Below are 26,474 nucleotides of genomic sequence, written 5' to 3'. Positions count from 1 at the left end.
CGATAAATGACTTGCTAGGTGCTTAGAGTGGGTTTGGTCGGTCTGAGTTCATCGTCGGCCTTGACCGCAACGAAACGCGTGTCGACCCGATCGACCAGCAGGACCATGGTTCCCTGCGGCAGAGGGGATGATGACGGCGCCGCAACCGCCCAGACGAAGTGCCTGTTACCGTGGACGTCGGCGACGCTGACGCGGCCGGGTGGCCCCTGATCGAGCGGGCCGACGACGACCTCACCCACGCGGCCGACGAGGTCGCCGAGACCGACGGCGTAGCTCTCATCCTTGGGAATGATTCGTGCGATGGCGCCGCTCGCGGCGCGGACCAGCGGGACCGACACGGCGACGGCCCCGATCGAGGCGACCGTCGCCGGCAAGGGACCGGCCACCATCCGCGCGACGTCCTGGATCAGGAAGCCGGTGATGGAAAAGGCGCCGAGCGCCAGCAGCAGGAAGATCAGCAGCGGCACGCCGCCGACATTGATCCAGGAGATGGCGTTGATCACGCCATTGTCGCTGGGGTGGCCGAAATCGATGCTGGTGCCGAGCATCTCGCTGAGCGAGGCTCCGATCAGCATCGTGACCACTTCGAGCGTGCCGACGATGAGGATCATGGCCGCCGCGATCGCGAACGGCCTGACCTCGGGCGACATGACGTGTTCGAGCAATGCGCTCATGACACGAACCTCAGGAGCGCGACTTCAACCGCGCCAGCCTCGCTGCAATCTCCTTGTCGCGATGCAACGTGCTGAGCTCGTCGATGTCGCTTGAATAGGGTATGCCCGGCGGCACGCCGGTGACCCGTGCCACTGCCCTGCCCGCACGCAGTGCCTTCCCCGCCGCGGACGTGCCGCCACGCTTGCGGGGCGAGGTCGAGGCCTGGTGGCTGGCAGCCGCCTCGCTCTTTTCGAGATCGGCGCGGCGCTGCTCGGCATCCTGGAGCGCCGAGAGCACTGCGCGCAGCGACGTCACGCATTGCTCGATCTTCTCGTTGTTCTCGTCGATGGCGTGGGAGAGCACCTCGAACTGCGCCTCCAGATCCATCTGCCGCGCGATGCCGGCACGGGCGAGATCGTCGCGGCTATCCGCGATCGCGCCCTCGATCTTGGCGGCGAGATCGGTCATCTCGCGTTCGATCTCGGTGCGCCGCGCGTTGAGGCGGTATTCCTCGGCGCGCGCAGCGGCGAGCGCGTCGCGCGCCTCGCTCTCCGCGCGCTCGATCTCGCGGATGGCCTGGCCAACCACCCCGAGCTTGTTGTTGCCTTCCGCCTGCTCGATCGCGTCATAGGCGATGCCGGCGATCAGACGTCCGACCCGGGACAGGAAATTTTCGGGAGCGGCAGCGATGGTATCCATAGCGTTCTCCTCCTCTGGCAGACTGTTCGGCGTGACGCCGTAGTGAACCTCGAAACCGTCGTCGGTGCGGATCAGGTGCGCGGGCACGCTCTGGCCCCAGCCCTCCGCGTAGCCGGCGTAGTCGAAGGGCACGCTGAAGCGCCCCTGCACGGTCGAAATCGAAATGGTGGCCGGGCCCTTGATTTTGGCGAGCTTGTCGTCGAGCGGCAGACGACGGCCTTGCGCCGCGCGATAGTCGGCGCGGTCGCGCAGACCCAGCGTCACCAGCCGCGACGGCAGCGCGGTCTGTTTCCGGATCGGCTCATAGGCATGGGCATGCAGCAGCACGACGTTGGAGCCCACATTATGGGTCCGCGCGACTTCGTCGAGGATCTCCATCATGCGGTCATAGGCCTGGAAGGTCGCCTCCATCGCAGCCTTGGCGGCCGGGTCAGGGGCTAGCCTGTAACGCAGCGCCGATGGCGCATGTCGGGGCGACGGGCTCATGGAAAGCACTAAAGCACCATTTTGGTGCTTTACAAGGGGGAAGCTCGATCACGTTCCACTGATCCTGATGCACTCTGAAGGTTAGTCGCTGTCGTCCGGGGCTGCGTTCAAGGCCGGCAATCACATCTAGATCACTGCGGATCAAGACTTCTTGCACGCGCGGGTTGCAATTTTACGGAAAGTCCACGCCGACCGGGAACACGAAATCGAGGTTTTACGCGCCGTTCTCTCGGCGTCGTCATTGCGAGGAGCTCTTGCGACGAAGCAATCCAGAGTCGTTCCGCGGAAGGATTCTGGATTGCTTCGCTGCGCTCGCAATAACGGAGTGCGAGGCGTTCGCCGCTCTCCGGTAGCAGACATAGCCTCGCATCCTCGCGGCATGTTTCGCCCGAGCTTTGCATCCTCACGCCACCCTCTGATGTCAGAGGGCGCAGGGAAGACCGGGTGCCGGCTGGCACCCGCGGTCCACTGTGCGATGGTTGCGCTACAAGAGGCTGCACAGCGGCATACAGGTGAAGCCAAACATCCGGCCTTCCCTGCGCAGTGGGTTGACGGCTTATGCCGAGCTCTCCCCGGGGAGCGATGCACTATTGCCCCCGTCGCCTTGCAGATGGCTGATGCGCGGGGCCCGGTCGGGCCACACGCATCACCGCAAGACTTGACGCACAGACCCCGGGCGTCAGGACGACACGGTTTTGCCGTACGCTGACCGCACCGGTCGTGCGCGCGATGGTCGTCGCTCACGGTTGCCCGCCCTGCGAAACCAATCGCGCCGATGCAGTCGGCGTCCACCACGGCTCATCCCACGTTCGTGACGATCGCGATACGCCCCTCTGACCGGGATGAGGTGGCGAACATCTACTGCAAATCAGAATTTCGGCAAAGGAGAATATTTTTGCGAAGGCCGATTGACCCGCCGATTGGATGTTTTGCCCGACGGGCAACGCAAGGGATTGTGCGTCCATAGAGCCGGGGTAGAAGCGGATATCAGCCAGCCGACATTCTCCGGTGATACCGTCGAAAATGGACCCGAAGCGGTCATTTTCGACCGGGGCTTGACGTCATGAACTTCCGCCATAGCGACCGCGCGTCATCGTGGTAACCGACGGTCATCGCTTTGTCGAAGGCGTTGCCGTCCAAAATGGCGTTCATCATGCGGTCAAAGGCCGGCCCATCCGACTCTCGAAGGCACGTCACAAACATTCCGGCTTCCCGGTAGGCCAGCACGATCGGATACCAAGCGGGCTTGTTGGCAGGTGCTCGTTCGAGTCGAACATCGCCCAGGCTTTCCAGGCTTCCAGCGTCGTCGATGACGATTTGCTCTCCGCGCTGAATTGCGGCTCGCGCTTCGTCTTCGCTGACCAATTCAGCGCCCCCGCCCTCGGAGATCATAACTGCCAAGCCTTCCTTGAACCAATTTGGCAGGTAGACGTATTTGTATTCACCGATCCATCCCTGAATGTGAGCATGCGAGAGCTCGTGCGTCAGGATCGCGCGAAGGCGCTGGTGTTGCGGCCAGAATAGCTTAGGCGACAGGTTCACTCGACCGAATATCGTCACACCCACGGGAACAGTAGAACCCAGGCCGTTTGCAGCCGCATATGCTTCCATTGTCGCATATACGCCCACGGTTACAGGACGCGCGAAGTGTCGACCATGCGCGGCTTCGATCCGCGCGATCGCGTCCGGGAGCAGCGCCGCCACATCACGAGCATAATCCTCGGCGCCCGGCTGATAGCCTACTTGGCTATTGCCAGCGAGGGCTGGCAATCGATCGGGCAAATTCCACAAGCCCGAGATGAGATGGCGTACCACCGGCATCGAGAGAGCCGCGCCTCCACCGATGACGATCAACGTCAGCGGTACTCCGACGACCACCCAGAGGATACGGCGGCGCATGTCTCGAGATCCCAGTCGTTTTTCGAGCTCCGCATGACTAGCAGCTCTCCTCCGCGGGAGTCACTTCTGTTCCTGGCCCATCGCGCATACTGCTCGGAAGCACGAACTTGGTCGCTACAGGAGCAAAGCGGACGTAGTTGCCAGCCGCATGACGCCGCCGGGTTTGTAGGTACACGGCCTAACAGATCAATCAGGTGATTTCGCTGCGACGCGCAATTGCGTCATGAATCTGTCAGATATGATTCGTTGGCATGCTTATCCGTGCCGCCACTCAACAGCTTGTCCGCAACATATCCACAGCCGCCACCAGGCGGATTTGCGCTGGAGTCGCAAAGTACTTGCTGCGCACAAATCCACAGGGGCGGCTCAGCCGCCGGCCTGATCGAACACGGAGCGGCAAGCCTCGCTCAGGCTTGAGCGGTTGCGCCGCAGGCACGCCGTGATGGCGCGGACGTTGGGGATTTCGCCGGCGCAGAGCCGGTAGACGTCGGGCGTGCAGGCCCGACGCTGCTCCGGCGTGCCCTGCTGCGCCTGGGCGTTGCTGGCAAACAGCGTCAGGAACAGCCCCACCGTCGAGGCGCGACGCGCCCGGCTTCTCACACCCGCAAACCGCAAGAACCTCGCCTTCATGACCAGTCTCCTGTCTGCCCTGCTCGCCCGGCCCGCGTTGGCCGGCGTGTGCAAAGAGGTAGGAGCAATAAACCGCGGGGGATGTGATCTCTTTCACACTGGCGCCCCCGCATAGGAACCTAGAGTTCCCGCGGGAATTTCAGGAATCGCTAACCAATCGGGCCTCGATCGGCCGATCGTTAAAATGCGAACGATCGGGTCAATCGGATAACAAACGGGCTTTGCGACAGTGCCATCCGTGTTCCGGAGGGTGTGATGAGCGAAGCCGAATTCAACTTGCTGCTGGATACCGTCCGGGACGCCATGATCAACGATGATTTCGCGCCCGCGCCGGAGGAGGAATTCGTGCCCCGCTCGTGGAGCTTTCACGCGACGCCAAAGGCCGCGAATGACAATGAGGGTGCCTGGCCCCTCCTGCCCTTTCCGGACGGCTGGTACGCCGCCTGCTGAGACCTCCTCCTGTCGCTAACGCTGATGTAAGCGGCGGCTCGCGGGGTTGCCTAAACCGCTGATCCCCTATATTGCTCCGCCCTCGTTGAGGCCACGTGGCGGAGTGGTTACGCAACGGTCTGCAAAACCGTGTACTCCGGTTCAATTCCGGACGTGGCCTCCATCGCATCTCCCTGATACTCCGACATAAATCAGTTCGAGCGTTACTTCCGCCGCGCTTGCGGACATCGCCGCGCGCTGCTCCGTCACCGGGTTTGCCCGGGGTGGTTGGAAACCCCCGATTCAGGTCGCCTGGCATAGAGTTCGCATCAACTGGGTGATGCAGTCCCAACAAACGAGCGCTGGAGAGCACGTGGGCGAGATCGTCGGATTTATCCCGAAGTCCGAGCTAGAACGGGCTCGCCTCATTCGTGAGGCGCGCGCGATCTATGACAGCATCTTCCCGCCGTCCGCTTCCGACCAGGTGCCGCAGGACGACGAGGAGAGCGTCAAGAACTGATCGCCGGAATTCGGCTGCCCGTTCTGTTTCCGGCTTACCGAACGCTGCGATGGTATCGCGGAGGACCTGCTGTTCCCTGGGTCTTTATCTTCACACGCCCGGCGGGGCAATCAACCGTACGGACGAGATCGGCTCGAGTCAGGACCGTTTGCCGCGGCGGAAATCGCGTCGCCGACCCTTCGGCGCCGGCTTTGGCGCCAGTTCCGGCATCTCGGCCTGAACCTCGCGGTAGCGCGTCAACAGCCGTTCAAAGCTCGCGTTGAGCGTCTCTGCGATGTCGGGGCGCCGCTCGAGACCGGCCAGCAGCGTTGCAGCCGCCTCGATGGTCGACAGTCCGTCCTTGCGCGGCTCGCGGCGCAGGCGCCCGTAGCGCGACGGGTGCGCCGGGTTGAGGATCACGCGCTGGCATTTCAGCATCCAGGGATTGCGCCACCACAGCGCCTTGGCCTGGCTCCAGGTGCCATCGAGCAACACCACGCCTTCGAGCTTGCCGAGGATGGCGCGCTGGTTCTCCGCGACCTCGCCCTTGCGGTTGAGCGCGACGATCTCAGCCTCCACGTCGAGGTCGGCGGCGCGGGCCGAGCCGAGATAGAGCACGGCCCAGTGCGAGGCGTTTTCAACGGGGTGACCGAGCGCCTTGGACAGGCTCGGCCAGGACAGGCCGACCCGCACGGTCGCATCGGCAAAATGCCTGGCCAGCAGCCGCGCCGTGCCGAGCGCCCTGTCCTGCTCTTGCGGATGCTGGAGGATCAGGAGCTCGAGACTATTTTCGATCGGCGTGACACTGTCGCAGATGCAGAGCGGCATCGGCTTCTGGCAGTGCGGACATTCGGGAATAGGCTCCGGCGCTGCGGCCGTGGTCTCAGCTGGGTTCGACATGATCGCCGCTATACGCTTCGTAACGCGCGACAACAACCTATTCCGCCGGCGCCGCCAGCGCGCGCGGCTCGGACCGCCGGCGCAGGCGGTCGATCAAAAGGTAGATCACGGGCGTGGTGTAGAGCGTCAGGATCTGCGAGACGAACAGGCCGCCGATGATGGTGATGCCGAGCGGGCGGCGCAGCTCGGTGCCCGGCCCGGTCGCGACCACCAGCGGAATGCCGGCGAACAGCGCCGCCATGGTCGTCATCAGGATCGGGCGGAAGCGCGCCTGGCAGGCCTCGAAGATGGCTTCGGCCGACGACAGGCCGCGCTGGCGCTCGGCATCGAGCGCGAAGTCGACCATCATGATGCCGTTCTTCTTGACGATGCCGATCAGGAGAATGATGCCGACAAAGGCGATCACCGTCAGCGGCGTGTTGGTGATCTGGAGCGCGAGCAGCGCACCGAGGCCGGCCGAAGGCAGCGTCGAGATGATCGTGAGCGGATGGGCGAGGCTCTCGTAGAGCACGCCGAGCACGATATACATCGCCACCAGCGCGCCGAGGATCAAGAGTGGTTGACGCCCGCTGGTCTTGGCGAAATCGCCGGCATTGCCGTCGAAGCTGCCGCGAATGCCCTCGGGCATGTGCAACTCCTCGACCGCGCGCTGGATGTTCTGGGTGGCCGCCTGCAGCTCCACGTCCGGCAAGGTGTTGAACGACACCGTGGTCGAGGGCACCGACTGCGAATGATAGACCGCGAGCGCAGCGAGCCCGCGGGTCGCATGCACCACGGCGGACAGCGGCACCTGCATGTGGTTGGCGCCGGCGACATAGATGCGTTCGAGGTTGGACGGATCGACCTGGAATTTCGGATCAATCTCCAGCACGGTCATGTACTGGTTGCGCTGGGTGTAGATGATCGAGATCTGGCGCTGGGAGAAGGCGTTGTTCAAGGCGTTGTCGATGTCCTGAACCTTGACGCCGAGCGCCGCGGCCTTCTGGCGATCGATGTTCAATGTCAGCTGAAGTCCGCCGGGATCGCGGTCGCTGGAAACGTCGGTGATGCCGTCGACCGTCTCCATCCGCTTGGCCACGATCGGCGCCCACTTCTGGAGCAGGTCGAGGTCGGTGCTTGAGAGCGTATATTGATAATTGGAATCGCTCTGCCGGCCGCCGGCACGGACATCCTGGGCAGCAAACATGAAGAGACGGATGCCGGGCACGGGGAACAGTGCCTTCCGCAACCGGTCGATCACGACTTGCGTCGAGATGTGATCTCGCTCCTCGGGCGGCTTCAGGCTGATGTACATGACGCCGCGGTTCGAGGTCGCGCCTCCCGGCCCGCCTCCGCCGCCGACCGTCGAGCCGATGCCGGCCACGGCCGGATCCTGCATCACGATGTCGGCGAGACGCTGCTGCAGCGTCAGCATCGACTGGAACGAGATGTCGGCCGAGGCGCGCGTCGCGCCGATGACGAAGCCGGAATCGTCGGTCGGGAAATAGCCCTTGGGCACCTTGATGTAGAGCATCACCGTGAGCCCGATGGTGGCGAAGAACACCAGCAGCGTCAGCAGCGGGAACTCGAGCACCGCGCGCAGTGTGCGGGTGTAGAACGCAACGATGCGCGACAGCGAGCCTTCGATCAGGCGGTCGAACAGCGTGGCGGAGCCCGACGTGGTCTGCCGGATGTAATGGGCGCAGATCATCGGCGTGACCGTCAGCGACACCAGGGTCGAGACCACGATCGCAAAGGTCAGGGTCAGCGAGAATTCACGCAAGAGACGGCCGACGATGCCGTCCATGAAGATCAGCGGCGTGAACGCGGCGATCAGCGACAGGCTGATCGAGACCACCGTGAAGCCGATCTGCTTGGCGCCCTCCAGCGCCGCCTGCATCGGCCGCATGCCGTGCTCGAGATTGCGGAACATGTTCTCGATCATGACGATGGCATCGTCGACCACGAAGCCGACCGAGATCGCGAGTGCCATCAGCGAGAGATTGTCGATCGAGAAGCCCGCGACCCACATCCCGGCGCAGGTGCCGGCGAGCGCCAGCGGCACCGAGATTCCGGCCGCGATCGTCGGCGTCATCCGGCGCAGGAATACGAACACCACGACCATCACCAGCATGGCGGTTGCCAGCAGCGTCCACTGCATGTCCATCACGCTGGCCCGGATCGTGCTGGTGCGGTCGACCAGGGTCAAGACGTCGACGCCGGCCGGGATCCACTGCTTCAGGTTGGGGATCAGCGCCTTCACCCGGTCGACGGTGTCGATGACGTTGGCGTCGCCCTGCTTGGTGATCTGGATCAGCACCGCCGGCTGCTTGTTGAACCAGGCGATCGAGCGCGCGTTGCGGACGCCGTCCTCGATCTCGGCAACGTCGGACAGCCGCACGAAGTTGCCGTTGGAGCTCTTGACGACGATGTCGCGGAATTCCTTGGCCGTGCGCATCTGCCGGTTCAGCGACAGGGTTTCACTCTGGCGCTCGCCGTTGAAGATGCCGACCGGACCGAGCGGGTTGGCGTTGATGATGGCGGTGCGGACGTCGTCGGTCGCGATCCCCGCATTCGACAGCGCGACCGGGTTGAGCTGGATCCGCACCGCCGGCTGGTCGGCGCCCGACACCGTGACGTCGCCCACGCCCGGCACCTGCGAGATGCGCTGCGCCAGCACGGTATCGGCGACGTCGTAGATGGCGCTGGCTGACAGCGTCTTGGAAGTCAGCGCCAGCACGAAGACAGGTGCGCCGGCCGTGTTGGCCTTGCGGAAGCGCGGCAGCGCCGGCAAATCGCTGGGCAAATCGACCAGCGCAGCGTTGATGGCGGCCTGCACATCGCGCGCCGCCTTGTCGATGTTGCGGCCGATGTCGAACTGAAGCTGGATGTTCGCCGTTCCGAGCGAGCTCGTCGAGGTGATCTGGTTGATGCCGGCAATTTCGCCGAGCCGCCGCTCCAGCGGCGCGGCTACAGTTGCGGCCATCACCGAGGGATCGGCGCCTGGACGGCTCGCCGAAACGAAGATGGCGGGAAAGTCGACATTCGGCACGGAAGCGACCGGCAGGAACTCGTAGGCGACGCCCCCCAGCAGGAACAGCCCGATCGACAGCAACGTGGTCGCAACCGGGCGGCGGATGAAGGGCTCCGAGATCGATGCCATCACTGCATCCCCTCGGTCGCGCCGGCCGTCGGCGGCCCCTCGGGCGCCGGCGGCGGCAGCGCCTGCTCGAGGCGGCGGTTGATGCGGTCGAGCGCGAGGTAGATCACAGGCGTCGTGTAGAGCGTGAGCAGCTGGCTCAGCAGCAGGCCGCCGATGATGGAGATGCCGAGCGGGAAGCGCAGCTCGGCGCCGGTGCCGCTCTCGATCGCCAGCGGCAGCGCGCCGAACAGCGCGGCCAGCGTCGTCATCATGATCGGGCGGAAGCGCAACAGGCAGGCCTGCACGATCGCCTCATGCGCCGGCATGCCCTGCCCGCGCTCGGCCTCCAGCGCGAAGTCGATCATCATGATCGCGTTCTTCTTGACGATGCCCATCAACAGGATGATGCCGATCAGGCCGATGACCGAGAGATCCTGCCCGCACAGGATCAGCGCCAGGATGGCGCCGACGCCGGCCGAGGGCAGCGTCGAGAGGATCGTGATCGGGTGGATGTAGCTCTCATAGAGCACGCCCAGCACGATGTAGATCGTGATCACGGCGGCGAGCAGCAGCCAGGGCTGGCCGGCCAGCGCCTTGGCGAACTCGGCGGCGTCGCCGGCATAGACGCCGACGATGCTGTTGGGCATTTCGATGCGGGTCTCGATCGCCTTCACCGCCTCGACGGCATCGCCGAGCGCTGCGCCCGGCGCGAGGTTGAAGCTCAGCGAGATCGCCGGGAATTGCGCCTGGTGCGAGATCGCGAGCGGCGCCGTGGTGCGCTTCAGCGTCGCCACTGCGTCCAGCGGCACCTGGGCGTTGGGCGCGCCGACGACCGAGCTGCTCGCCCCGCCCGGCAAGTACAGCTTTGACAGGATCGAGGGGTCGCGCTGGTACATCGGCAGCGCCTCCAGCACCACGCGGTACTGGTTGGCCTGGCCGTAGATGGTCGAGATCTGCCGCTGCGCGAACGCATCGTTGAGCGTGTCGGTGATGGCTTGCAGGCTGACGCCGAGCTGGCCGGCGCGAGTGCGGTCGACGTCAAGCTGCGCGCGCAGGCCGCCTTCCTGCGCCTCCGACGAAACGTCGCGGAACAAGGGATCGCGCCGCATCTCGTCGACGAGTTTTCGCGCCCATTCCGAGACCAGCGTCGCATCGGTGCCGGTCAGCGTGTACTGGTATTGCGAGCGGCTCGACTGCGTCGAGATCTGCACGTCCTGCACCGGCTGGAAGTAGACGGTCATGCCGGGGATGCCGGAGACCTTGTCCTTCAGCCGGGTGATGACCGCGCTGACATCGTCGCGCCGCTCGCCGCGCGGCTTTAGGGTCATGACGAGACGGCCGACATTGGTGGTCGGGTTGACCGAGCCGGCGCCGATCACCGAGACCACGCCTGTTACGTCAGGATCGGCCTTGATGGCGTCGGCGGCTTCGGCCTGCCGCTTTTGCATTTCTCCGAAGGAGACGTCCGGCCCGGCTTCCGTTACCGCCGTGATCGAAGCGGTGTCCTGCAGCGGCAAGAAACCCTTCGGCGCGACGACATAGAGCACCAGGGTCGCCGCCAGCGTCGCAAAGGTCACGACCAGCGTGGCGCGCTGGTGCTCCAGCACCCAGAGCAGCGTGCGGTGGTAGAACTCAACGGTGCGGTCGATGAAGCGGCTGACGGCGGCGAGCCCCGGCACCGCCAGCTCCTCATGGGCGTGCTTGAGCAGGCGCGAGCACATCATCGGCGTCAGCGTCAGCGACACCACCGCCGAGGTCACGACCGCGATCGTCAAGGTCAGTGCGAATTCGCGGAACATGCGGCCGACCAGGCCCGACATGAACAGCAGCGGGATGAACACCGCAATCAGCGATACCGTCAGCGAGATCACGGTGAAGCCGATTTCGCTGGCGCCTTTCAGCGAAGCCTGCATCGCGCTGTCGCCGTTCTCCATATGGCGAACGATGTTCTCGATCATGACGATGGCGTCATCGACGACGAAGCCGGTGCCGATCGTGAGCGCCATCAGCGACAAATTGTCGAGGCTGAAGCCGGCAAAATACATGATGCCGAAGCTCGTGATCAGCGACAGTGGCAGTGCGACGCCGGCGATCAGCGTGGCGCGCAGCGAGCGCAGGAACAAGAGCACCACCAGCGTCACCAGCACCACACTCAAGATCAGCGTGAACTGCACGTCGTGGACGGAGGCGCGAATGGTGACGGTGCGGTCGGAGACGATGGTCAGGTGCACGCCGGCCGGAATGGCGCGCTGGACTTTTGGGATCTCGGCCCGGATCTGGCTGACGACGTCGATGACATTGGCGCCGGGCTGGCGCTGGATGTCGATGATGACGGCCGGCGTGCCCTGATACCAGCCGCCGGTGCGGTCGTTCTCCAGCCCGTCGACGATCTGGGCAACGTCGCCGATCGTGACCGGCGAGCCGTTGCGATAGGCGATGATGATCGGGCGGTAGGCTTCGGCGGCGGCGATCTGGTCGTTGGCCGCGATGATGTAGGATTGCTGGGCGCCGTCGAGCGAACCCTTTGGCCCCGAGACGTTGGCATTGGCGATGGCGGCGCGCAAATCCTCCATCGCGATGCCGTAGGCAGCTAACCGCGCCAGATCGGCCTGGATGCGCACGGCCGGCTTGAGCCCGCCGAGCACGGACACACGGCCGACGCCGGAAATCTGGCTGAGCCGCTGCGCCAGCAGCGTGTCGGCGATGTCGCTCATCGCCCGCAGCGAGATCGTGTCCGAGCGCAGCGCCAGCGTCATGACAGGCGCATCCGCCGGGTTCACCTTGGCGTAGGTTGGCGGATAAGGCAGCGTCTTGGGTAGCACGCCTGCGGCCGCATTGATCGCGGCCTGCACGTCCTGCGTCGCGCCGTCGATGTCGCGGTTGAGGTCGAACTGGAGCGAGATCTGGCTGACGCCGAACGAGCTCGTCGAGTTCATCGCCGTCAGCGACGGGATCTGGCCGAGCTGCCGCTCCAGCGGCGCGGTGATCAGCGAGGCGATCACGTCGGGGCTCGCGCCCGGCAATTGCGTCGAGACCTGCACGGTCGGAAAATCGACCTGCGGCAGCGCGGAGACCGGCAACGCAAAATAGCCGAGCGCGCCGCCGATCAGCAGCGCAATGCCGAGCAGCGAGGTCGCGATCGGCCGGCGGATGAAGGGTTCTGAAACACCCATGAGATGCGCCTGCCGCTCAGGCGGCTGTTGCCGGGATCATGGCTGCTTGGCTCCTGGTCCCGATGGTTGAGCCCCAGCCCCCTGTGTCGGCCCCGGCGCCGGACCGGTCTGGCCCTTCTGGTCGCCTTCACTGCTGCTCCGCTTGGCGCGGAGCTCGCCGTCCTTGCCCTGTCCGTCCTTCTGGCCATCCTTGGCCTGACCGTCCTTCTTCTGGCCATCCGGCGCGCGCGTGCGCTTGCGCGGGGCGAGGTCGGCTGACGGCGTCTGCTCGTCGCGGCCGACGATCACCTTGGAGCCGTCGGACAGATTGGCGAAGCCTGTTGTCACGACCCGGTCGTTCGGCGACAGGCCGCTCGCAATGACCGCGTCATGCTCATTCTGCTGCGTCACCGTCACCGGCTTGGCCGAGACGATGTCGCCCTCGCCGATGACGTAGCTGAACGTGCCGATCGGTCCACGCTGCACCGCCGAGGTCGGCACCACCAGCGCCTGCGTCAAGGTCTCGACCTTGAGGCGGACATTGACGAACTGGCCCGGCCAGAGCTGGTAATGGGCATTAGGAAACTCCGCCTTGAGCCTGAGCGTGCCGGTGGTCTGGTCGACCTGGTTGTCGATGCCGGTGAGCTTGCCGGTGTCGATCACGGTGACACCGTCATTGCCGAACACGTCGACCGCGAGCGCGCCCTTTGCAGCCGCCGCATTGACACGCATGATCTGCTGCTGCGGCAGGCTGAACCACACCGCAATCGGCTGCAACTGCGTTATGACGACGAGGCCGGTCGTGTCGGAGGCGTGGATGATGTTGCCCTGATCGACTTGACGCAGGCCGGCGCGGCCCGAGAGCGGCGCCACGATCTTGGTGTAGCTCAGCGTCGCCGCCGCATTGTCGATCGAGGCCTGGTCGGCCTTGACCAGCGCCTCGGTCTGCGCGACCGCGGCGCGCTGGGTGTCGGCCTGCTGCTTGGAGCCGGCGTTGGTGGCCGCGAGCTGCTCGTAGCGCGTCAAATCGATGCGCTGGTTGGCGAGCTGGGCTTCGTCCTGGGCCTTCTTGGCGACGGCCTGGTCATAGGTCGCCTGGTACAGCGCCGGGTCGATCTCCCCGAGCACATCGCCCTTCTTGACCTCCTGGCCTTCGGTGAATTTCACTGCGATCAGCTTGCCGTCGACCTGCGAGCGCACCGTGACCGTATTGAGCGCACGGATCGCGCCGACGCCGTCGAGATAGACCGGCACGTCCTGAACCTTGGGCGTCGCCGCCAGCACCGGCACCGGCAGATCGGGCCGCTGCTGGCCACGGCCGCCGCCCGCCTGCTGCGGCTGCTGATGCATCACGGTCCAGCCGAGATAGCCGAGGCCGCCGAGGATCGCGAGCGTGATCAGGGTCATGACGAAGCCGCGGCCGCGCGACTTTTTCGCCGTCCCCGCTTTCGCGTTGTCCTTCGTATCCGGCTTAAAGAGCATTGACCGGTTTCTCCATTCGCGGCTCCCAGCCGCCGCCGAGCGCCTGATACAGGCTGACAATGGCAAGAAGGCGTGCGAGCTGTGCCTGCGCCAGCGTGTCTTCGGCCTGAAACAGCGTCAGCTGGGTGTTGAGCACGGTCACGATATCGGCCGTGCCGGCGCGCAGCTGCTGCTCGGCGAGGTCGAAGGCGCGCCGCGAAGCATTGACGACATCGCGCTGCAATTGCAGCTTGATCGTGGTCTGCTTGATCGAGAACAGCGCATTGTCGACGTCGGTGAAGGCCTGGACGATGGTCTTGCGGTAGGTCTGGAGCAACTCCTCCTGACGCGCCTTGGCGTATTCGAAATTGCCGAGGATCTTGCCGCCGTCGAAAATCGGCTGGGTCGCGCTGCCGACCAGCTGGAAGAAAGCCGCGTGAGGCTGGAACAGCGAGACCAGCGCCGAGCTCTGATAGCCGCCATTGCCGGTGAGCTGGATGGTCGGGAAGAATTGCGCGCGGGCATTGCCGATGTTCGCAGTGGCCGAGGCGAGCTGGGCCTCCTGCCGGCGAATGTCGGGCCGCTGCGTCAGGAGCTCTGACGGCAGGCCGGGCGTGACGCGCGGGATCGCGATCCGGTCCAGCGAGCCGCCCGCAACGCGAACGCTCTCCGGCGGGCGCGACACCAGCACCGCGAGCGCATTGGCGTTCTGGTCGAGCGTCTGGCGCAGCGGCGGCACCAGCGCCTTCTGGTTGGCCAGCACGCTCTCCTGCTGGGCGACGTCGAGATCGGTACCCGTCCCGGCCTTGCGGCGCTCGCGGATGGCATCGAGGATGCGCTGGGCGCTCGCGATATTGCGCTGGGCGGTGCGCAGGCGATCCTGCGAGGACTGCACCTGGAAATAGGCATTGGCGACGGCTGCGAGCGTCGTCAGCGCGACGGTGTCGCGGTCGAAGCGGTTGGCTTTCGCAGTCTCCTCCGCCGTTTGCAGCGCGTCGCGGTTCTGGCCCCAGAAATCGAGCTGGTAGCTGGCGCTCAGCGACGAGGAATAGTTGACGACTTCGCGACCGCCATTGGTCAGGCCCGACGCACTCGAGCCTGATGTGCGTGAATACGTCTCCGATCCGCCTCCCGACAGGCTCGGCAGCAGCGCCGCGCCTGCCTGGCGCGCCTGGGCGTCGGCCTCGACGATGCGCGAGACCGCGGCAGCGATGTCGAGGTTGACGGTCTGCGCCTCTTCCATCAGCTGCGTCAGCTCCGCCGAGCGGAAACCCCGCCACCAATCCAGCGTCGGCGGCGCGTCCGCCTTCCCGGCGTATTTGTAATGCGCGGGGACATCGAGCGCGGGATCGGGAAGATCCTGGGTCAGCACACAGGCGCCCGAGGTCGAGGCAAAGCACAGCACCGCAAACCAGCGCGCCGGTGTGCGGAAAGCTGATCCAAAGGATCGCCGCTCGGCGACCGCCGGAACGCGCTGTGTCACATCCACCCCCTGCCGGGCAGATCCAACCGCCGCCGCGCGGCCGGATTAGCCGATTCGCGGCTTAACAGCTGGATGGGTCTGTGTAACTCGGTCACAACGGTGATGCTTTCTGCGGAACCTGAGAGCCATCCTAGCCGGGCGCGGAACTGCGGGACAGTCCCGCACTTGCGAAATGCGTCCCCGAAAGCGCCCGCATCCTCAGCCCGAAAATGTAAGATATGCCTGTCTTACAAGGCTTTCTCTCATTTCCGAAACATCCGGAAACGCGGTCAAGCTTACTAAGATTTCATGTGATATTGCCGCCACACTGACGCCAGAGCCAGCGAAGGCCGCCCGCGCTCCACTGAAACCGCGCCGCAACGCACAGTACCTTGTCCAGCACAAGGCGGGGACTGCCGAGGCGCTCGCGGCGAATGCGCCCAGGCGCGCGGCACCGATTGAGTTCACGGAGGCCGCGGAGTAGCGCGATGGTGACGATAGCCCTTCCCGCGACCGATGCCGCGCCCGACTGCGAAACCACCTTGGCGGCCGGCAAAACACCCGCATATATTATTCGTAGTTGACCGTTTGCGGGGCGCGCGCGGTTCTGGCGAAAGACGGGATGGGTGCGTCTTGCGGATTGTCACCCTTGACCAGTTGAGGTGATGAGTCCGGCGATGTTGAATATCGTCTCGGTGACGCCCGATAATGTGGAGACAGCGCTCGCTGACCTGCCGCGGATTGTCCGCCTTGCACTCACTTTCGGCTCTAGGCTCAGGCGCGGCACACTCGATGTGACCCTGCCCGATGGCCGCGTGATTCGGCTTGGCGGTCATGAGCCGGGTCCGAATGCCACCATGCGCCTGCACAATTACGGCTTCGCCTCGCGCCTGATCAATGGCGGCGACATCGGCATCGCAGAAGCCTATCTCGCCGGCGATTGGGATACACCGGACCTGACGCAGTTTCTCTACCTGTTCTGCGTCAACCACGATCTGATCCAGGCCATGCTGCTTGACAAGCCGCTGATGCGGTTTGTGCAGACGGTGCAGCATTGGTTCAATCGCAACACGCGCCGCCAGGCGCGGCGCAACATCCACGCCCATTACGACATCGGCAATGCGTTCTACGCGGCGTGGCTCGACCCGAGCATGACCTATTCGTCGGCGCTGTTCGAGGAATCGACCACAGACCTCACAGCCGCGCAGACTAACAAGTATCGCCGCCTCGCCGAGGCGCTCGACCTGAAGCCGGGCCAGAAGCTGCTCGAGATCGGCTGCGGCTGGGGCGGTTTCGCCGAATTCGCCGCCAGGACGTTTGGCGCACGCGTCGTTGGCCTCACGATCTCGACCGAGCAGCGCGACTTCGCGCGCAGGCGCATCCACGAGGCGGGCCTCGCCGAGAAGGTCGAGATCCGGCTGCAGGATTATCGCGACGAGCGGGATCGCTACGACCGGATCGCTTCGATCGAGATGATCGAGGCTGTCGGCGAGCGGTTCTGGCCGCGCTATTTCGCCCAGCTGCGTGACCGGCTGCTGCCGGGCGGCCTTGCCGGCATCCAGGCCATCACAATCCAGGACAAGCTCTTCCAGGGCTACCGGCGCGAGGTCGACTTCATCCAGCGCTACGTCTTTCCCGGCGGCATGCTGCCCTCGCCGGCGGTGCTGAAGTCGCTTGGCGACCGATTTGGCGTTCCCGTCATCCGCGAGCGCATCTTCGGGCAAGATTATGCCAAGACGCTTGCCACCTGGCGAAATAACTTTCGCGCGGCGTGGCCGGGCTTGGTGCCGCTCGGCTTTGACGACCGGTTCCGGCGGCTGTGGGAGTACTATCTCGCCTATTGCGAGGCCGGATTCCTCTCCGGCAACATCGACGTCCGGCAGGTCATCTTCGCAAAGCAGCAATAAGAGTTTACGCCCTCGCCTTGCAAGGGGTCGCTTGTAAGCCCGGCGACCCTACTTTAGGGTCTCGATGACTTCACGCATCCAGCCGGTAATTGCCTGACATGACCATCAACAACGACGTTGTCGAAGCCATCGGCAACACCCCGCTCATCAAGCTCAAGCGCGCCTCCGAGCTGACCGGCTGCACCATTCTCGGCAAGGCCGAGTTCATGAATCCGGGCCAGTCGGTCAAGGATCGCGCCGGCAAATGGATGATTTTGGAAGCCGAGAAGCGCGGCGAGCTGAAGCCGGGCGGTCTCGTGGTGGAAGCGACCGCTGGCAACACCGGCATTGGGCTAGCGGTGGTGGCGAGCGCGCGCGGCTATCGCACGCTGATCGTGATCCCGGAGACGCAGAGCCAGGAGAAGAAGGATTTTCTCAAGCTGTGCGGCGCGGAGCTGCTGGAATCGCCGGCACTGCCCTATTCCAATCCGAACAACTACCAGCACGTCGGCCGCCGCCTCGCCGACGAGCTGCGCAAGACCGAGCCGAACGGCGTACTGTTCGCCGACCAGTGGAACAACCTCGACAATGCCAAGGCGCATTACGACTCGACCGGCCCCGAGATCTGGGAGCAGACCGGCGGCAAGGTCGACGGCTTCGTCTCCTCGGTCGGCAGCGGCGGCACGCTCGCCGGCGCCAGCCGTTATCTGAAAGAGAAGAACAAGAACATCCGGATTGCCTGCGCCGATCCGCACGGCGCCGGCATGTTTGAGTACTTCAGGACCGGCGAAGCCAAGGCGACGCCCGGCGACTCCATCACGGAAGGCATCGGGCTCGGCCGCAAAACCGCGATCGTCGAGAGCGCGAAGGTCGATGACGCCTATCTCATTCCCGATGCGGAAGCCGTCACGGTGATCTACGAGCTGCTGCAGCACGAAGGCCTTTGCCTCGGCGGGTCCACCGGCATCAACATCGTCGGCGCGATGCGGCTCGCCAAGCAGCTCGGACCCGGCAAGACCATCGTCACGATTCTCTGCGATTCCGGCAGCCGCTATCAGTCAAAGCTGTTCAACGCCGACTTCATGCGCGCCAAGAACCTGCCGGTGCCGGAATGGCTGGAGAAGCGCAGCAACATCAAGCTGCCGTTCGTCTAGCTCCAGGCTCTCAGCTCTCAACTCCAGGTCGGACGCGCCGCGCCTTGCGACACGCGCGCAAGGCGCTGGTCCGATGTCGACGGCTTGCTGACTGCGCGCGCGGGCGGCTCGAACGGATTTGTGTAAGCCTCGCTCTCGGCGCTCGGCCAGAAGGTGAGCGCCAGCAGCAGAGCGAGATTGACCAGCCCGCCGACCATCGTGCCCTGATGCTCCTGGCCGATTGCCCAGGCCGGAAACCGGCCCGCCACCACGTGGTCGACGATCATGAGCGCGATCCAGGCCGGGATCACGCAAACCGGATCCCAGCCGATGTCGCGGATGCGCATCGATTGCAGCGTGAAGGTCGCAACGCCGAAGAACACCATCGCAGCAATGATGCCCCAGTTTCGGGTGATATCCTCCGGACGGATCATGCTCGGCGATGTCGTGCGCAGCACGGCCATCGCGATCGCAAAGCAGATCGCGGTCATCACGATCGCCAGCGCGATCGAGGCCAGGAAGAAATGCAGGCGCCCGAGACGGGCATTGAGGCCGAACACGAAACCGAGCATTTGACGCACCCCTTTTGGCGCCTTATGCGCAGAAAGAGCTTTCAGACGCGTGAAGCGGCGGGGCGTCGCAAGCCGCATGGTTTTCGGCCAGCGATGGAATTGCGTAAAATTTTAAGCGTGGGCGCTTGCCGCGGTGCCGTACGGTGGGCAAAGCGCAGCGTGCCCACCAGTTCGCCCGCAAATCGCCGAAGATGGTGGGCACGGCGCAAGGGCGCCTTTGCCCACCCTACGAAATCTACAAAATCAACGCAGGATCTGGCTCAGGAACAGTTTTGTGCGGGCGTGCTGGGGCGTGGCGAAGAACTCGTTCGGGGTGTTGGCCTCGATGATCTGGCCGGCGTCCATGAACACCACGCGGTTGGCGACCTCACGGGCAAAGCCCATTTCGTGGGTCACGACCAGCATGGTCATGCCTTCCTTGGCGAGGTCGACCATGGTGTCGAGGACCTCCTTGACCATTTCGGGGTCGAGCGCCGAGGTCGGCTCGTCGAACAGCATCACCTTGGGATTCATGGTCAACGCGCGCGCGATCGCGACGCGCTGCTGCTGGCCGCCGGACATTTGCCCGGGAAACTTGTTGGCCTGGTGCGGGATCTTGACCCGCTCCAGAAATTTCATCGCGGTCTCCTCGGCATCCTTCTTGGGCATGTTGCGGACCCAGATCGGCGCCAGCGTGCAATTGTCCAGCACCGTCAGATGCGGGAACAGATTGAAGCTCTGGAACACCATGCCGACTTCGCGGCGCACCGCGTCGACATGCTTGAGGTTCGGGCCGAGCTCGATGCCGTCGACGACGATCTCACCTTCCTGGAATTCCTCGAGCGCATTGATGCAGCGGATCAGCGTCGACTTGCCCGAGCCCGAGGGCCCGCAGATCACGATCCGCTCGCCCTTGTTGACCTCGAGGTCGATGTCGCGCAGCACGTGAAACTCGCCGTACCATTTGTTGAGGCCGGAAATGCTGACGATGGGATCTGCGGACATGGTGGCCTCGATCAATTGCGGCGGTGGACGTTGAGGCGTCGCTCGACGAACAGCGAGTAGCGCGACATTCCAAAGCAGAAGATGAAGTAGATGATGCCGGCGAAGGCGAAACCCGTGAACGCGGTCGACGGTGTCGACCATTTCGGATCCGAGAACGACGCCCGCAGCGAGCCCAGCAAGTCGAATAGCGCCACGATCGAGACCAGCGAGGTGTCCTTGAACAGCGAGATGAAGCTGTTGACGAGGTTCGGAATGACGTGGCGCAGCGCCTGCGGCAGCACGATCAGCGACGTCGTTTTCCACCACGACAGCCCCAGCGCCGCCGCCGCCTCGTTTTGCCCACGCGGGATCGCAGCAAGGCCGCCGCGGACGTTCTCGGCCTGGTAGGCGCCCGTGAACAGCGCAATGCCAATCAGTGCGCGCACGAGGCCGTCGACTGTGAAATTGCCCGGCAGGAATAGCGGCAGCATGTAGGTGGCGAAGAACAGCACGGTGATCAGCGGCACGCCGCGCCAGAACTCGATGAAGGCGATCGAGAAGACCCGGATCAGGGGGATCGAGGCGCGCCGGCCGAGTGCCAGCGCAATGCCGATCGGCAGCGAGGTGACGATGCCTGTTACGGAGACCACCAGTGTCACCAGCAGCCCGCCCCAGAGATTGGTCGCGACGATCGGCAAGCCGCCATGGTCGAGCCCCATCAGCTTGATGACGATCGCGATGGCGACGAAGGTGGCGATGCTCGACGCGAGCGCGCGCCACCCCGTGCGCATGCCGCCGCCGAGGACGAAGGCGATCAGCGAGACGAACGCCGTCGTGATGGCAAAATCGACCCAGACCGACTGGCCGCTGCCCTGCAATTGGTCGCGCAGCCAGGTCAGCGGGAAGATCAGCCAGTGGATCGCGGTGCCGGCCAGCATGATGAGGCTGCCGACGACCCACAGCAGCGGCGCGATCACCGATGTCTTGCTCAGGTTGAGCAGGACCTGCCCGGCGCTGACGATGCTGTCGTCGAACAATTCCAGCAGGCCGGCAGTCCAGCTCAGACCGAAGCCGCTGATGCCGCCGCCATGCAGCAGGAAGAACGCCACGACCGGAAAGGCGAAGAAGAACAGGCTGGCGTTGAGGCCCTTGGCCGGCAGGCGTGGAATCAGCAGCGGCAGCAGCAGCGCTGCCGCCAGGATCAGCGCGAGGTTGACCCGCCAGCGCTCGGCTTCGGGATAGAAGCCGTAGATCAGCTGCGGCAGCTTGGCCTGGATATAGGGCCAGCAGGCGCCGACGGCGAATCCGGCGTTCTCGGCCAGGCAGGCGCCGCGGTCCTTGCCGTTCCAGACCGCATCGACGATCAGGAATCTGACGGACGGAATGATCGTGAACCAGAGCAGCAAGGCGCCGACGATCGTGAGCAGGATATTGGTCGGCGAATTGAACAGCCGGGTGCGCAGCAGGCCGACAAAGCCGGTGGTGTTGACCGGCGCGGGACGCTCGGCGACCAGATCCTGACGGACGAAGGACGACGCAGTGATGTCGCTCATGCGCCGAGACTCCGATTCAGGCGCCAACCGTAGATGCTCATCACGCCGCTGGTGATCAGCGAGATCAGGAGGTAGACGCCCATCGTCATCGTGATGATCTCGATCGCCTGCCCGGTCTGGCTCAGCGACGTGCCGGCCCAAACCGACACCAGGTCAGGATAGCCGATCGCGACCGCGAGCGAGGAATTCTTGGTGAGGTTGAGGTACTGGTTGGTCAGCGGCGGCACGATCACCCGCATCGCCTGCGGCACCACGATCAGCCGCAGCGTGGAGCCGCGGCTCAGGCCCAGCGAGGCTCCCGCCTCCATCTGCCCCTTGTGGACCGACAGGATGCCGGCGCGCACGATCTCGGCGATGAAGGCTGCCGTATAGGTCGACAGTGCCAGCGTCAGTGCCACGAACTCCGGGATGACGCGCGCGCCGCCGGCGAAGTTGAACCCCTTGAGCTGCGGCAGCTCGACCGTGAACGGCAGACCAAACACCAGCATCGTGACGAGCGGCAGACCGAACAGGAAGCTGAGCACGTAAGGCCAGATGCGGATTACCCGGCCAGCCTGGAACAGGGCGCGTCGCGCGTAGGAGCGCAGCCCCAGCGAGGCGATGATGCCGAGAGCAAGCATGGCCATGAACGGCAACAATCCGGGCTGGCCGATGGGGCTCGGAATGACGAGACCACGATTGCTGATGAAGGCGATGCCGAGAAACGAGATGCTCTGCCGCGGATTGGGCAGCGCCGCCAGCACCGCCAGGTACCAGAACAGGATCTGGAACAGCAGCGGCAGGTTGCGGATGATCTCGACATAGATTTCGCCGACGCGCGACACCAGCCAGTTCGGCGATAGCCGGCACAGCGCGACGATGAAGCCGATCACTGTGGCGAACACGATGCCCACCACTGAGACGACGAGCGTGTTCAAGAGCCCGACCACGAACACCCGCAGGAACGTGTCGGAGCCGGTATAGGAGATCAGGGTCTGGTTGACGTCGAAGCCGGCATTGTTGCTGAGGAAGCCGAAGCCGGCGGCAATGTGCTGGTTTTCCAGATTGGCGCGGGCATTCGAGATGATCTCGTAGGCGATCCAGGCGAGCACCGCTGCGAAGGCAAACTGGACGGCGACGCCGTTCCAGCCTGCCTTGCCACCCAGAAGGCGCCTGATCTTCAGCGCGATCTGGAGTGGCGGTTTACGAGCTTCGGTGCTCATTGCCGTATGCCGGCTGATCGGGTGGGATCAGCGGATCGGCGGCGCGTACTGGAGACCACCCTTATTCCAGAGATTGTTGAGACCACGGTTGATGGCGAGCGGCGAGCCGGCGCCGACATTGCGATCGAACACCTCGCCGTAATTGCCGACGGCCTTCACGATCCGGATCACCCAATCCTTGGTCACGCCGAGCTGTTCGCCGAAATTGCCGTCGGTGCCGAGCACGCGCTTCAGCTCCGGATTCTCCATCTTGGCCTTCTCGTCGACATTCTTCGAGGTCACGCCGAGCTCTTCGGCGGTAATCATGGCGAACAGCGTCCATTTCACGAGGTCGAACCACTGGTCGTCGCCGTGGCGCACCATCGGTCCGAGCGGCTCCTTCGAGATGATCTCCGGCAGAACCATGTGGTCGTTGGGATTGGCGAGCTTCAGGCGGTTGGCGTAGAGGCCCGACTGGTCGGTGGTGAAGACGTCGCAGCGCCCGGCTTCATAGGCCTTGACGGTCTCGTCGTTGGTGCCGAACGCGATCACCTCGTACTTCATGTTGTTGGCCTTGAAGTAGTCGGCGAGGTTCTGCTCGGTGGTGGTGCCCGTCTGCACGCAGACCGAGGCGCTGTTCAGTTCCAGCGCGGAATTCACCTTGAGCGACTTCTTCACCATGAAGCCCTGCCCGTCATAATAGGTCACGCCGGTAAAGTTGGCGCCGAGCGAGGTGTCGCGCGAGAGGGTCCAGGTGGTGTTGCGCGAGAGCAGGTCGATCTCGCCGGATTGGAGTGCGGTAAAGCGGTCCTTGGCCGAGGTCGGTACGAATTTGACTTTGGTCGGATCGTTGAAGATCGCAGCCGCAAGCGCACGGCAGACGTCGACGTCGAGGCCGGTCCAGTTGCCCTTGTCGTCGGGCGAGGAGAAGCCGGGCAGGCCCTGGCTGACGCCGCAGGACAGCATGCCCCGGTCCTTGACGGTCTTGAGCGTTTGCGCATCGGCGGCCTGGGCAGAGAGGCCGGCGGCGAGAGCAAGAGAGAGAGCCAGGGTTACGCGTTTCATGGGCTTCAAGCCTTTCAAAGTCATCTCAAGGTCAGGGACGGTGTCTCTGCCAGGGCAAATCCTACAAAAACTTGCCTTGCAAGAGTCATGCTGGAAAACCTTGCCGGACACTCGCCCATCCTGGGAGGCCATACCTTAATCCTCGCCGCAGGCGCCCGCACTTATGGCTGTGGCGCAAGGTCCGGTCAGACGATGGATCGAAGGTCGCGGCAGGCCCCTCAACATGCGGCGACTGAATAGCACCTGCGCATCACAGAACGACTGGCGAGCCGGGTCAAGGGGTTGACGGGACTCTTCTGTGTTCTGTTATTAACGTCAGCGGCCATCAGGCCGCCCCGACCGCGCGATCCGCGCCCGGCGGAAACGCTTTTTGAAAGCAGACGCATGGATTCCTCGCACCCCGCACAGCAACACGCCGACACCCGGCTGGTCACCTCCGGCCGCGACACCAAGGCGCAGAAGGGGTTCGTCAATCCGCCCGTGTTCCACGGCTCGACCGTGCTCTATCCGACCGCCGAGGACCTGCACGCCCATCGCGGCGAGTTCACCTATGGCCGCCACGGCACCCCGACGACCCGGGCGTTCCAGGAAACGCTGATGGCACTGGAGGGGCCGCAATGCGCCGGCGTCGGCATCGTGCCATCGGGCCTGTCGGCGATCTCGACCACCCTGCTCTCGGTCTTGAAGACCGGCGACCACATCCTGGTCTGCGACAACGTCTACCGGCCCACGCGCAATTTCTGCAACGGCATGCTCGCCCGCCTTGGCATCGAGACCACCTATTTCGATCCGCTGATCGGCGCCGCCATCGAGATGCTGTTCAAGCCGAACACCCGCGCGGTGCTGGTGGAGGCGCCCGGTTCGCAATCGTTCGAGATGCCGGATATCCGCGCCATCGCCGAGGTCGCACATGCGCGCGACGCGCTCGTCATCGACGACAACACCTGGGCGACGCCGCTCTATCACCGCTCGCTCGAGCAGGGCGTCGACATCAGCATGCAGGCCGCCACCAAATACATCGGCGGCCATTCCGACATCATGTTCGGCACCATCTCGGCCAATGCCAAGACCTGGCCGCAGATTACCGAAGGCATTCGCCTGCTCGGCGTCTGCGCCGGCCCTGATGACGTCTTCCTCGCGCTGCGCGGCCTGCGCACGCTGTCGGTGCGCCTTGCGCAGCATCACCGCTCCGGCCTCGACATGGCACGCTGGCTCGCTGGCCGCCCCGAAGTCGCCCGCGTCCTCCATCCGGGACTCGAGACCGACCCGGGCCACGCCATCTGGAAGCGCGACTTCACTGGCGCCTCGGGCCTGTTCAGCATCGTGCTGAAGCCGGCCCCGCAGACGGCCGTCGACACCATGCTCAACGCACTCAAGCTGTTCGGCATGGGCTTCTCCTGGGGCGGCTTCGAGAGCCTGGCAATTCCCTTCGATTGCAACGACTATCGAACGGCCACCAAGTGGGCGCCGGGCGGCCCGACGCTGCGACTCCATATCGGGCTCGAGAGCACCGACGATCTCAAGGCCGATCTCGATCGCGGCTTCGCCGCCCTCAAAGCGGCAATGTGAGCCTGCGCACGACGCTTGATGATCAGATCTGCGTGAAAATACGATAGCGCCGTCTCAGCGGCTGTGGGATCAGCGGTCCAGCGTCTTCGACGTCCGGCCGCGGTTCTTGATGATCAGCATGATGTTGCGGACATAGATGATCGTCGCCAGTGCCTGGCCGAGGATGATCACGGGTTCTCGCTTCACGACGCCGTAGACCAGCGTCATCAGCCCGCCGCCCATCGAGCAGAACCAGAACGCCATCGGCACCACGCTGTTGCCGGCGCGCTCGCTCGCGATCCACTGCACCAGGAAGCGCGCGGTGAAGAACAGCTGCGCGACGAGGCCGAAGGCGAGCCAGAAATCGAACTTGGCGACGAAGACGTCGTAGAAATAATTGTGCAACGCCTGACCAAATTGAATGATCATGCCTTTACCTCGGTCACGTCTGGAGTGGGCTTCTTGCGGCGGATCAGCCACCACACGCCGGCGAGATCCATGATCCCGATCCACAGCCGGTCGAAGAAGCCGTAATTGGACACGCCGGAATGGCGCGGCCGGTCGATCACGTCGACATAGGCGATGTCAAAACCTTCGCGGCGAACCAGCGCCGGCAGGAAACGATGCAGCCCGTCGAAATAGGGCATGGTCAGGAAGACCTCGCGCCGGAATGCCTTCAGTCCGCAACCGGTGTCGCGGGTTCCGTCCTGCAGGATCGCGTTGCGGACCTTGTTGGCCACCCGCGACTGGAATTTCTTGAAGCCGGTGTCCTTGCGCCCGACGCGCTGTCCCGCGGCCAACCCGATGTTCGCGCCCTTCTGCACCGCTGCGATCAGGTCAGGCAGGAAGGCGGGATTGTTCTGGCCATCGCCATCGAGCGTCGCCACGATCGCGCCGCGGGCCGCGCGCACGCCGCTGCGCACCGCCGCCGACTGACCACCCGATCTGGCGTGACGCAACTGCCGCAGATTGTCCCGCTGCGCCATGATCGCGGCAAGCCGCTCGCCGGTCGCATCGGTCGAGCCGTCGTTGACATAGATGATCTCATAGGCCCAGCGGCCATCGAGCGCGGCCGTGATCTCCTCGATCAAAGGCGCAATGTTGTCGGCTTCGTTGCGCACGGGGACGACGATGGAAACCGAAGGCTGGGACGACGACAAATCGAAGCTCGTGGTTGGAAT

The 26,474-nt window shown here is 64.5% G+C and carries 21 protein-coding genes and 1 tRNA gene; 6 read left to right on the top strand and 16 right to left on the bottom strand.

Annotation, left to right across the window (positions count from 1 at the left end):
• Positions 1–14: 14 nt before the first annotated feature.
• The 4 genes from ACP2YP_RS19805 to ACP2YP_RS19790 all read right to left on the bottom strand — a co-directional run bounded on the left by ACP2YP_RS19805 (position 15) and on the right by ACP2YP_RS19790 (position 4,368).
• Positions 15–674: an OB-fold-containig protein gene (locus tag ACP2YP_RS19805; RefSeq protein WP_426418053.1), complete on the bottom strand. Its 660-nt coding sequence runs from the start codon at positions 672–674 to the stop codon at positions 15–17.
• Positions 675–684: 10 nt separating this feature from the next.
• Entirely contained in the window at positions 685–1,848 is a 1,164-nt protein-coding gene (locus ACP2YP_RS19800) for a PspA/IM30 family protein (protein WP_426418052.1), read from the bottom strand.
• Between the two features lie 1,029 nt (positions 1,849–2,877).
• A complete protein-coding gene (locus tag ACP2YP_RS19795) occupies positions 2,878–3,738 on the bottom strand; it encodes a hypothetical protein (protein ID WP_426418051.1) in 861 nt (286 codons plus the stop codon).
• Positions 3,739–4,104: 366 nt separating this feature from the next.
• Positions 4,105–4,368: a hypothetical protein gene (locus tag ACP2YP_RS19790; protein ID WP_426418050.1), complete on the bottom strand. Its 264-nt coding sequence runs from the start codon at positions 4,366–4,368 to the stop codon at positions 4,105–4,107.
• Positions 4,369–4,623: 255 nt separating this feature from the next.
• Between ACP2YP_RS19790 and ACP2YP_RS19785 the strand changes: the two genes are divergently transcribed.
• The 3 genes from ACP2YP_RS19785 (at position 4,624) to ACP2YP_RS19775 (ending at position 5,317) form a co-directional block, all read left to right on the top strand.
• Entirely contained in the window at positions 4,624–4,818 is a 195-nt protein-coding gene (locus tag ACP2YP_RS19785; protein WP_426418049.1) for a hypothetical protein, read from the top strand.
• Between the two features lie 89 nt (positions 4,819–4,907).
• A tRNA-Cys gene (locus ACP2YP_RS19780) sits at positions 4,908–4,981 on the top strand.
• Positions 4,982–5,170: 189 nt separating this feature from the next.
• Positions 5,171–5,317 (top strand): hypothetical protein, encoded by a 147-nt coding sequence (locus ACP2YP_RS19775; protein WP_426418048.1) that lies wholly within the window; start codon positions 5,171–5,173, stop codon positions 5,315–5,317.
• A 138-nt stretch (positions 5,318–5,455) separates the two neighbouring features.
• Here ACP2YP_RS19775 and ACP2YP_RS19770 read toward each other — a convergent pair whose 3' ends face one another.
• From ACP2YP_RS19770 to ACP2YP_RS19750, 5 genes are read right to left on the bottom strand one after another with little or no spacing between them, the layout of a single operon-like run.
• A complete protein-coding gene (locus ACP2YP_RS19770) occupies positions 5,456–6,196 on the bottom strand; it encodes a tRNA-uridine aminocarboxypropyltransferase (protein ID WP_426418047.1) in 741 nt (246 codons plus the stop codon).
• A gap of 37 nt (positions 6,197–6,233) precedes the next feature.
• Positions 6,234–9,338, bottom strand: a complete 3,105-nt coding sequence (locus tag ACP2YP_RS19765; RefSeq protein WP_426418046.1) for an efflux RND transporter permease subunit — start codon at positions 9,336–9,338, stop codon at positions 6,234–6,236.
• Positions 9,338–12,490: an efflux RND transporter permease subunit gene (locus ACP2YP_RS19760; RefSeq protein ID WP_426418045.1), complete on the bottom strand. Its 3,153-nt coding sequence runs from the start codon at positions 12,488–12,490 to the stop codon at positions 9,338–9,340. The genes ACP2YP_RS19765 and ACP2YP_RS19760 overlap by 1 nt, the downstream gene beginning before the upstream one ends.
• 36 nt (positions 12,491–12,526) lie before the next feature.
• Positions 12,527–13,951, bottom strand: a complete 1,425-nt coding sequence (locus tag ACP2YP_RS19755) for an efflux RND transporter periplasmic adaptor subunit (protein WP_426418044.1) — start codon at positions 13,949–13,951, stop codon at positions 12,527–12,529.
• Positions 13,941–15,419, bottom strand: coding sequence for an efflux transporter outer membrane subunit (locus ACP2YP_RS19750; RefSeq protein WP_426418043.1), 1,479 nt, complete (start codon positions 15,417–15,419; stop codon positions 13,941–13,943). Before ACP2YP_RS19750 ends, ACP2YP_RS19755 begins: the two co-directional genes overlap by 11 nt.
• 650 nt (positions 15,420–16,069) lie before the next feature.
• Here ACP2YP_RS19750 and ACP2YP_RS19745 point away from each other — a divergent pair.
• A complete protein-coding gene (locus tag ACP2YP_RS19745) occupies positions 16,070–17,299 on the top strand; it encodes a class I SAM-dependent methyltransferase (RefSeq protein ID WP_426418042.1) in 1,230 nt (409 codons plus the stop codon).
• A gap of 98 nt (positions 17,300–17,397) precedes the next feature.
• Complete coding sequence (locus ACP2YP_RS19740; RefSeq protein WP_426418041.1) at positions 17,398–18,432, top strand: cysteine synthase A; 1,035 nt, start codon at positions 17,398–17,400, stop codon at positions 18,430–18,432.
• Between the two features lie 17 nt (positions 18,433–18,449).
• Here ACP2YP_RS19740 and ACP2YP_RS19735 read toward each other — a convergent pair whose 3' ends face one another.
• The 5 genes from ACP2YP_RS19735 to ACP2YP_RS19715 all read right to left on the bottom strand — a co-directional run bounded on the left by ACP2YP_RS19735 (position 18,450) and on the right by ACP2YP_RS19715 (position 23,745).
• The gene (locus tag ACP2YP_RS19735; protein WP_426418040.1) at positions 18,450–18,983 is read right to left on the bottom strand and encodes a DUF805 domain-containing protein; all 534 of its coding nucleotides are present in this window, start codon (positions 18,981–18,983) and stop codon (positions 18,450–18,452) included.
• A 243-nt stretch (positions 18,984–19,226) separates the two neighbouring features.
• On the bottom strand, positions 19,227–19,967 hold the full coding sequence (locus ACP2YP_RS19730; RefSeq protein ID WP_426418039.1) for an amino acid ABC transporter ATP-binding protein: 741 nt from the start codon (positions 19,965–19,967) through the stop codon (positions 19,227–19,229).
• Positions 19,968–19,978: 11 nt separating this feature from the next.
• Positions 19,979–21,499 carry an amino acid ABC transporter permease gene (locus tag ACP2YP_RS19725; protein ID WP_426418038.1) on the bottom strand — a complete coding sequence of 507 codons (1,521 nt, stop codon included), beginning with the start codon at positions 21,497–21,499 and terminating at the stop codon, positions 19,979–19,981.
• Positions 21,496–22,701: an amino acid ABC transporter permease gene (locus ACP2YP_RS19720; protein WP_426418037.1), complete on the bottom strand. Its 1,206-nt coding sequence runs from the start codon at positions 22,699–22,701 to the stop codon at positions 21,496–21,498. Before ACP2YP_RS19720 ends, ACP2YP_RS19725 begins: the two co-directional genes overlap by 4 nt.
• 27 nt (positions 22,702–22,728) lie before the next feature.
• Positions 22,729–23,745, bottom strand: a complete 1,017-nt coding sequence (locus ACP2YP_RS19715) for an amino acid ABC transporter substrate-binding protein (protein ID WP_426418036.1) — start codon at positions 23,743–23,745, stop codon at positions 22,729–22,731.
• A 384-nt stretch (positions 23,746–24,129) separates the two neighbouring features.
• Here ACP2YP_RS19715 and metC point away from each other — a divergent pair, with 384 nt between their 5' ends.
• Positions 24,130–25,314: a cystathionine beta-lyase gene (gene metC / locus ACP2YP_RS19710; RefSeq protein ID WP_426418035.1), complete on the top strand. Its 1,185-nt coding sequence runs from the start codon at positions 24,130–24,132 to the stop codon at positions 25,312–25,314.
• Positions 25,315–25,383: 69 nt separating this feature from the next.
• Here the strand turns inward: metC and ACP2YP_RS19705 are convergent, their stop codons facing one another.
• Together ACP2YP_RS19705 and ACP2YP_RS19700 are read right to left on the bottom strand one after the other, a co-directional pair.
• A complete protein-coding gene (locus ACP2YP_RS19705; protein ID WP_426418034.1) occupies positions 25,384–25,722 on the bottom strand; it encodes a lipid-A-disaccharide synthase N-terminal domain-containing protein in 339 nt (112 codons plus the stop codon).
• Positions 25,719–26,453 carry a glycosyltransferase family 2 protein gene (locus ACP2YP_RS19700; protein WP_426418033.1) on the bottom strand — a complete coding sequence of 245 codons (735 nt, stop codon included), beginning with the start codon at positions 26,451–26,453 and terminating at the stop codon, positions 25,719–25,721. The genes ACP2YP_RS19705 and ACP2YP_RS19700 overlap by 4 nt, the downstream gene beginning before the upstream one ends.
• Between the last annotated feature and the right edge of the window lie 21 nt (positions 26,454–26,474).

This window comes from Bradyrhizobium genosp. A (genome assembly GCF_049949275.1).
In the GTDB taxonomy this organism is placed as follows: Bacteria; Pseudomonadota; Alphaproteobacteria; order Rhizobiales; family Xanthobacteraceae; genus Bradyrhizobium.
This window is presented reverse-complemented; position numbering and strand designations above follow the sequence as displayed.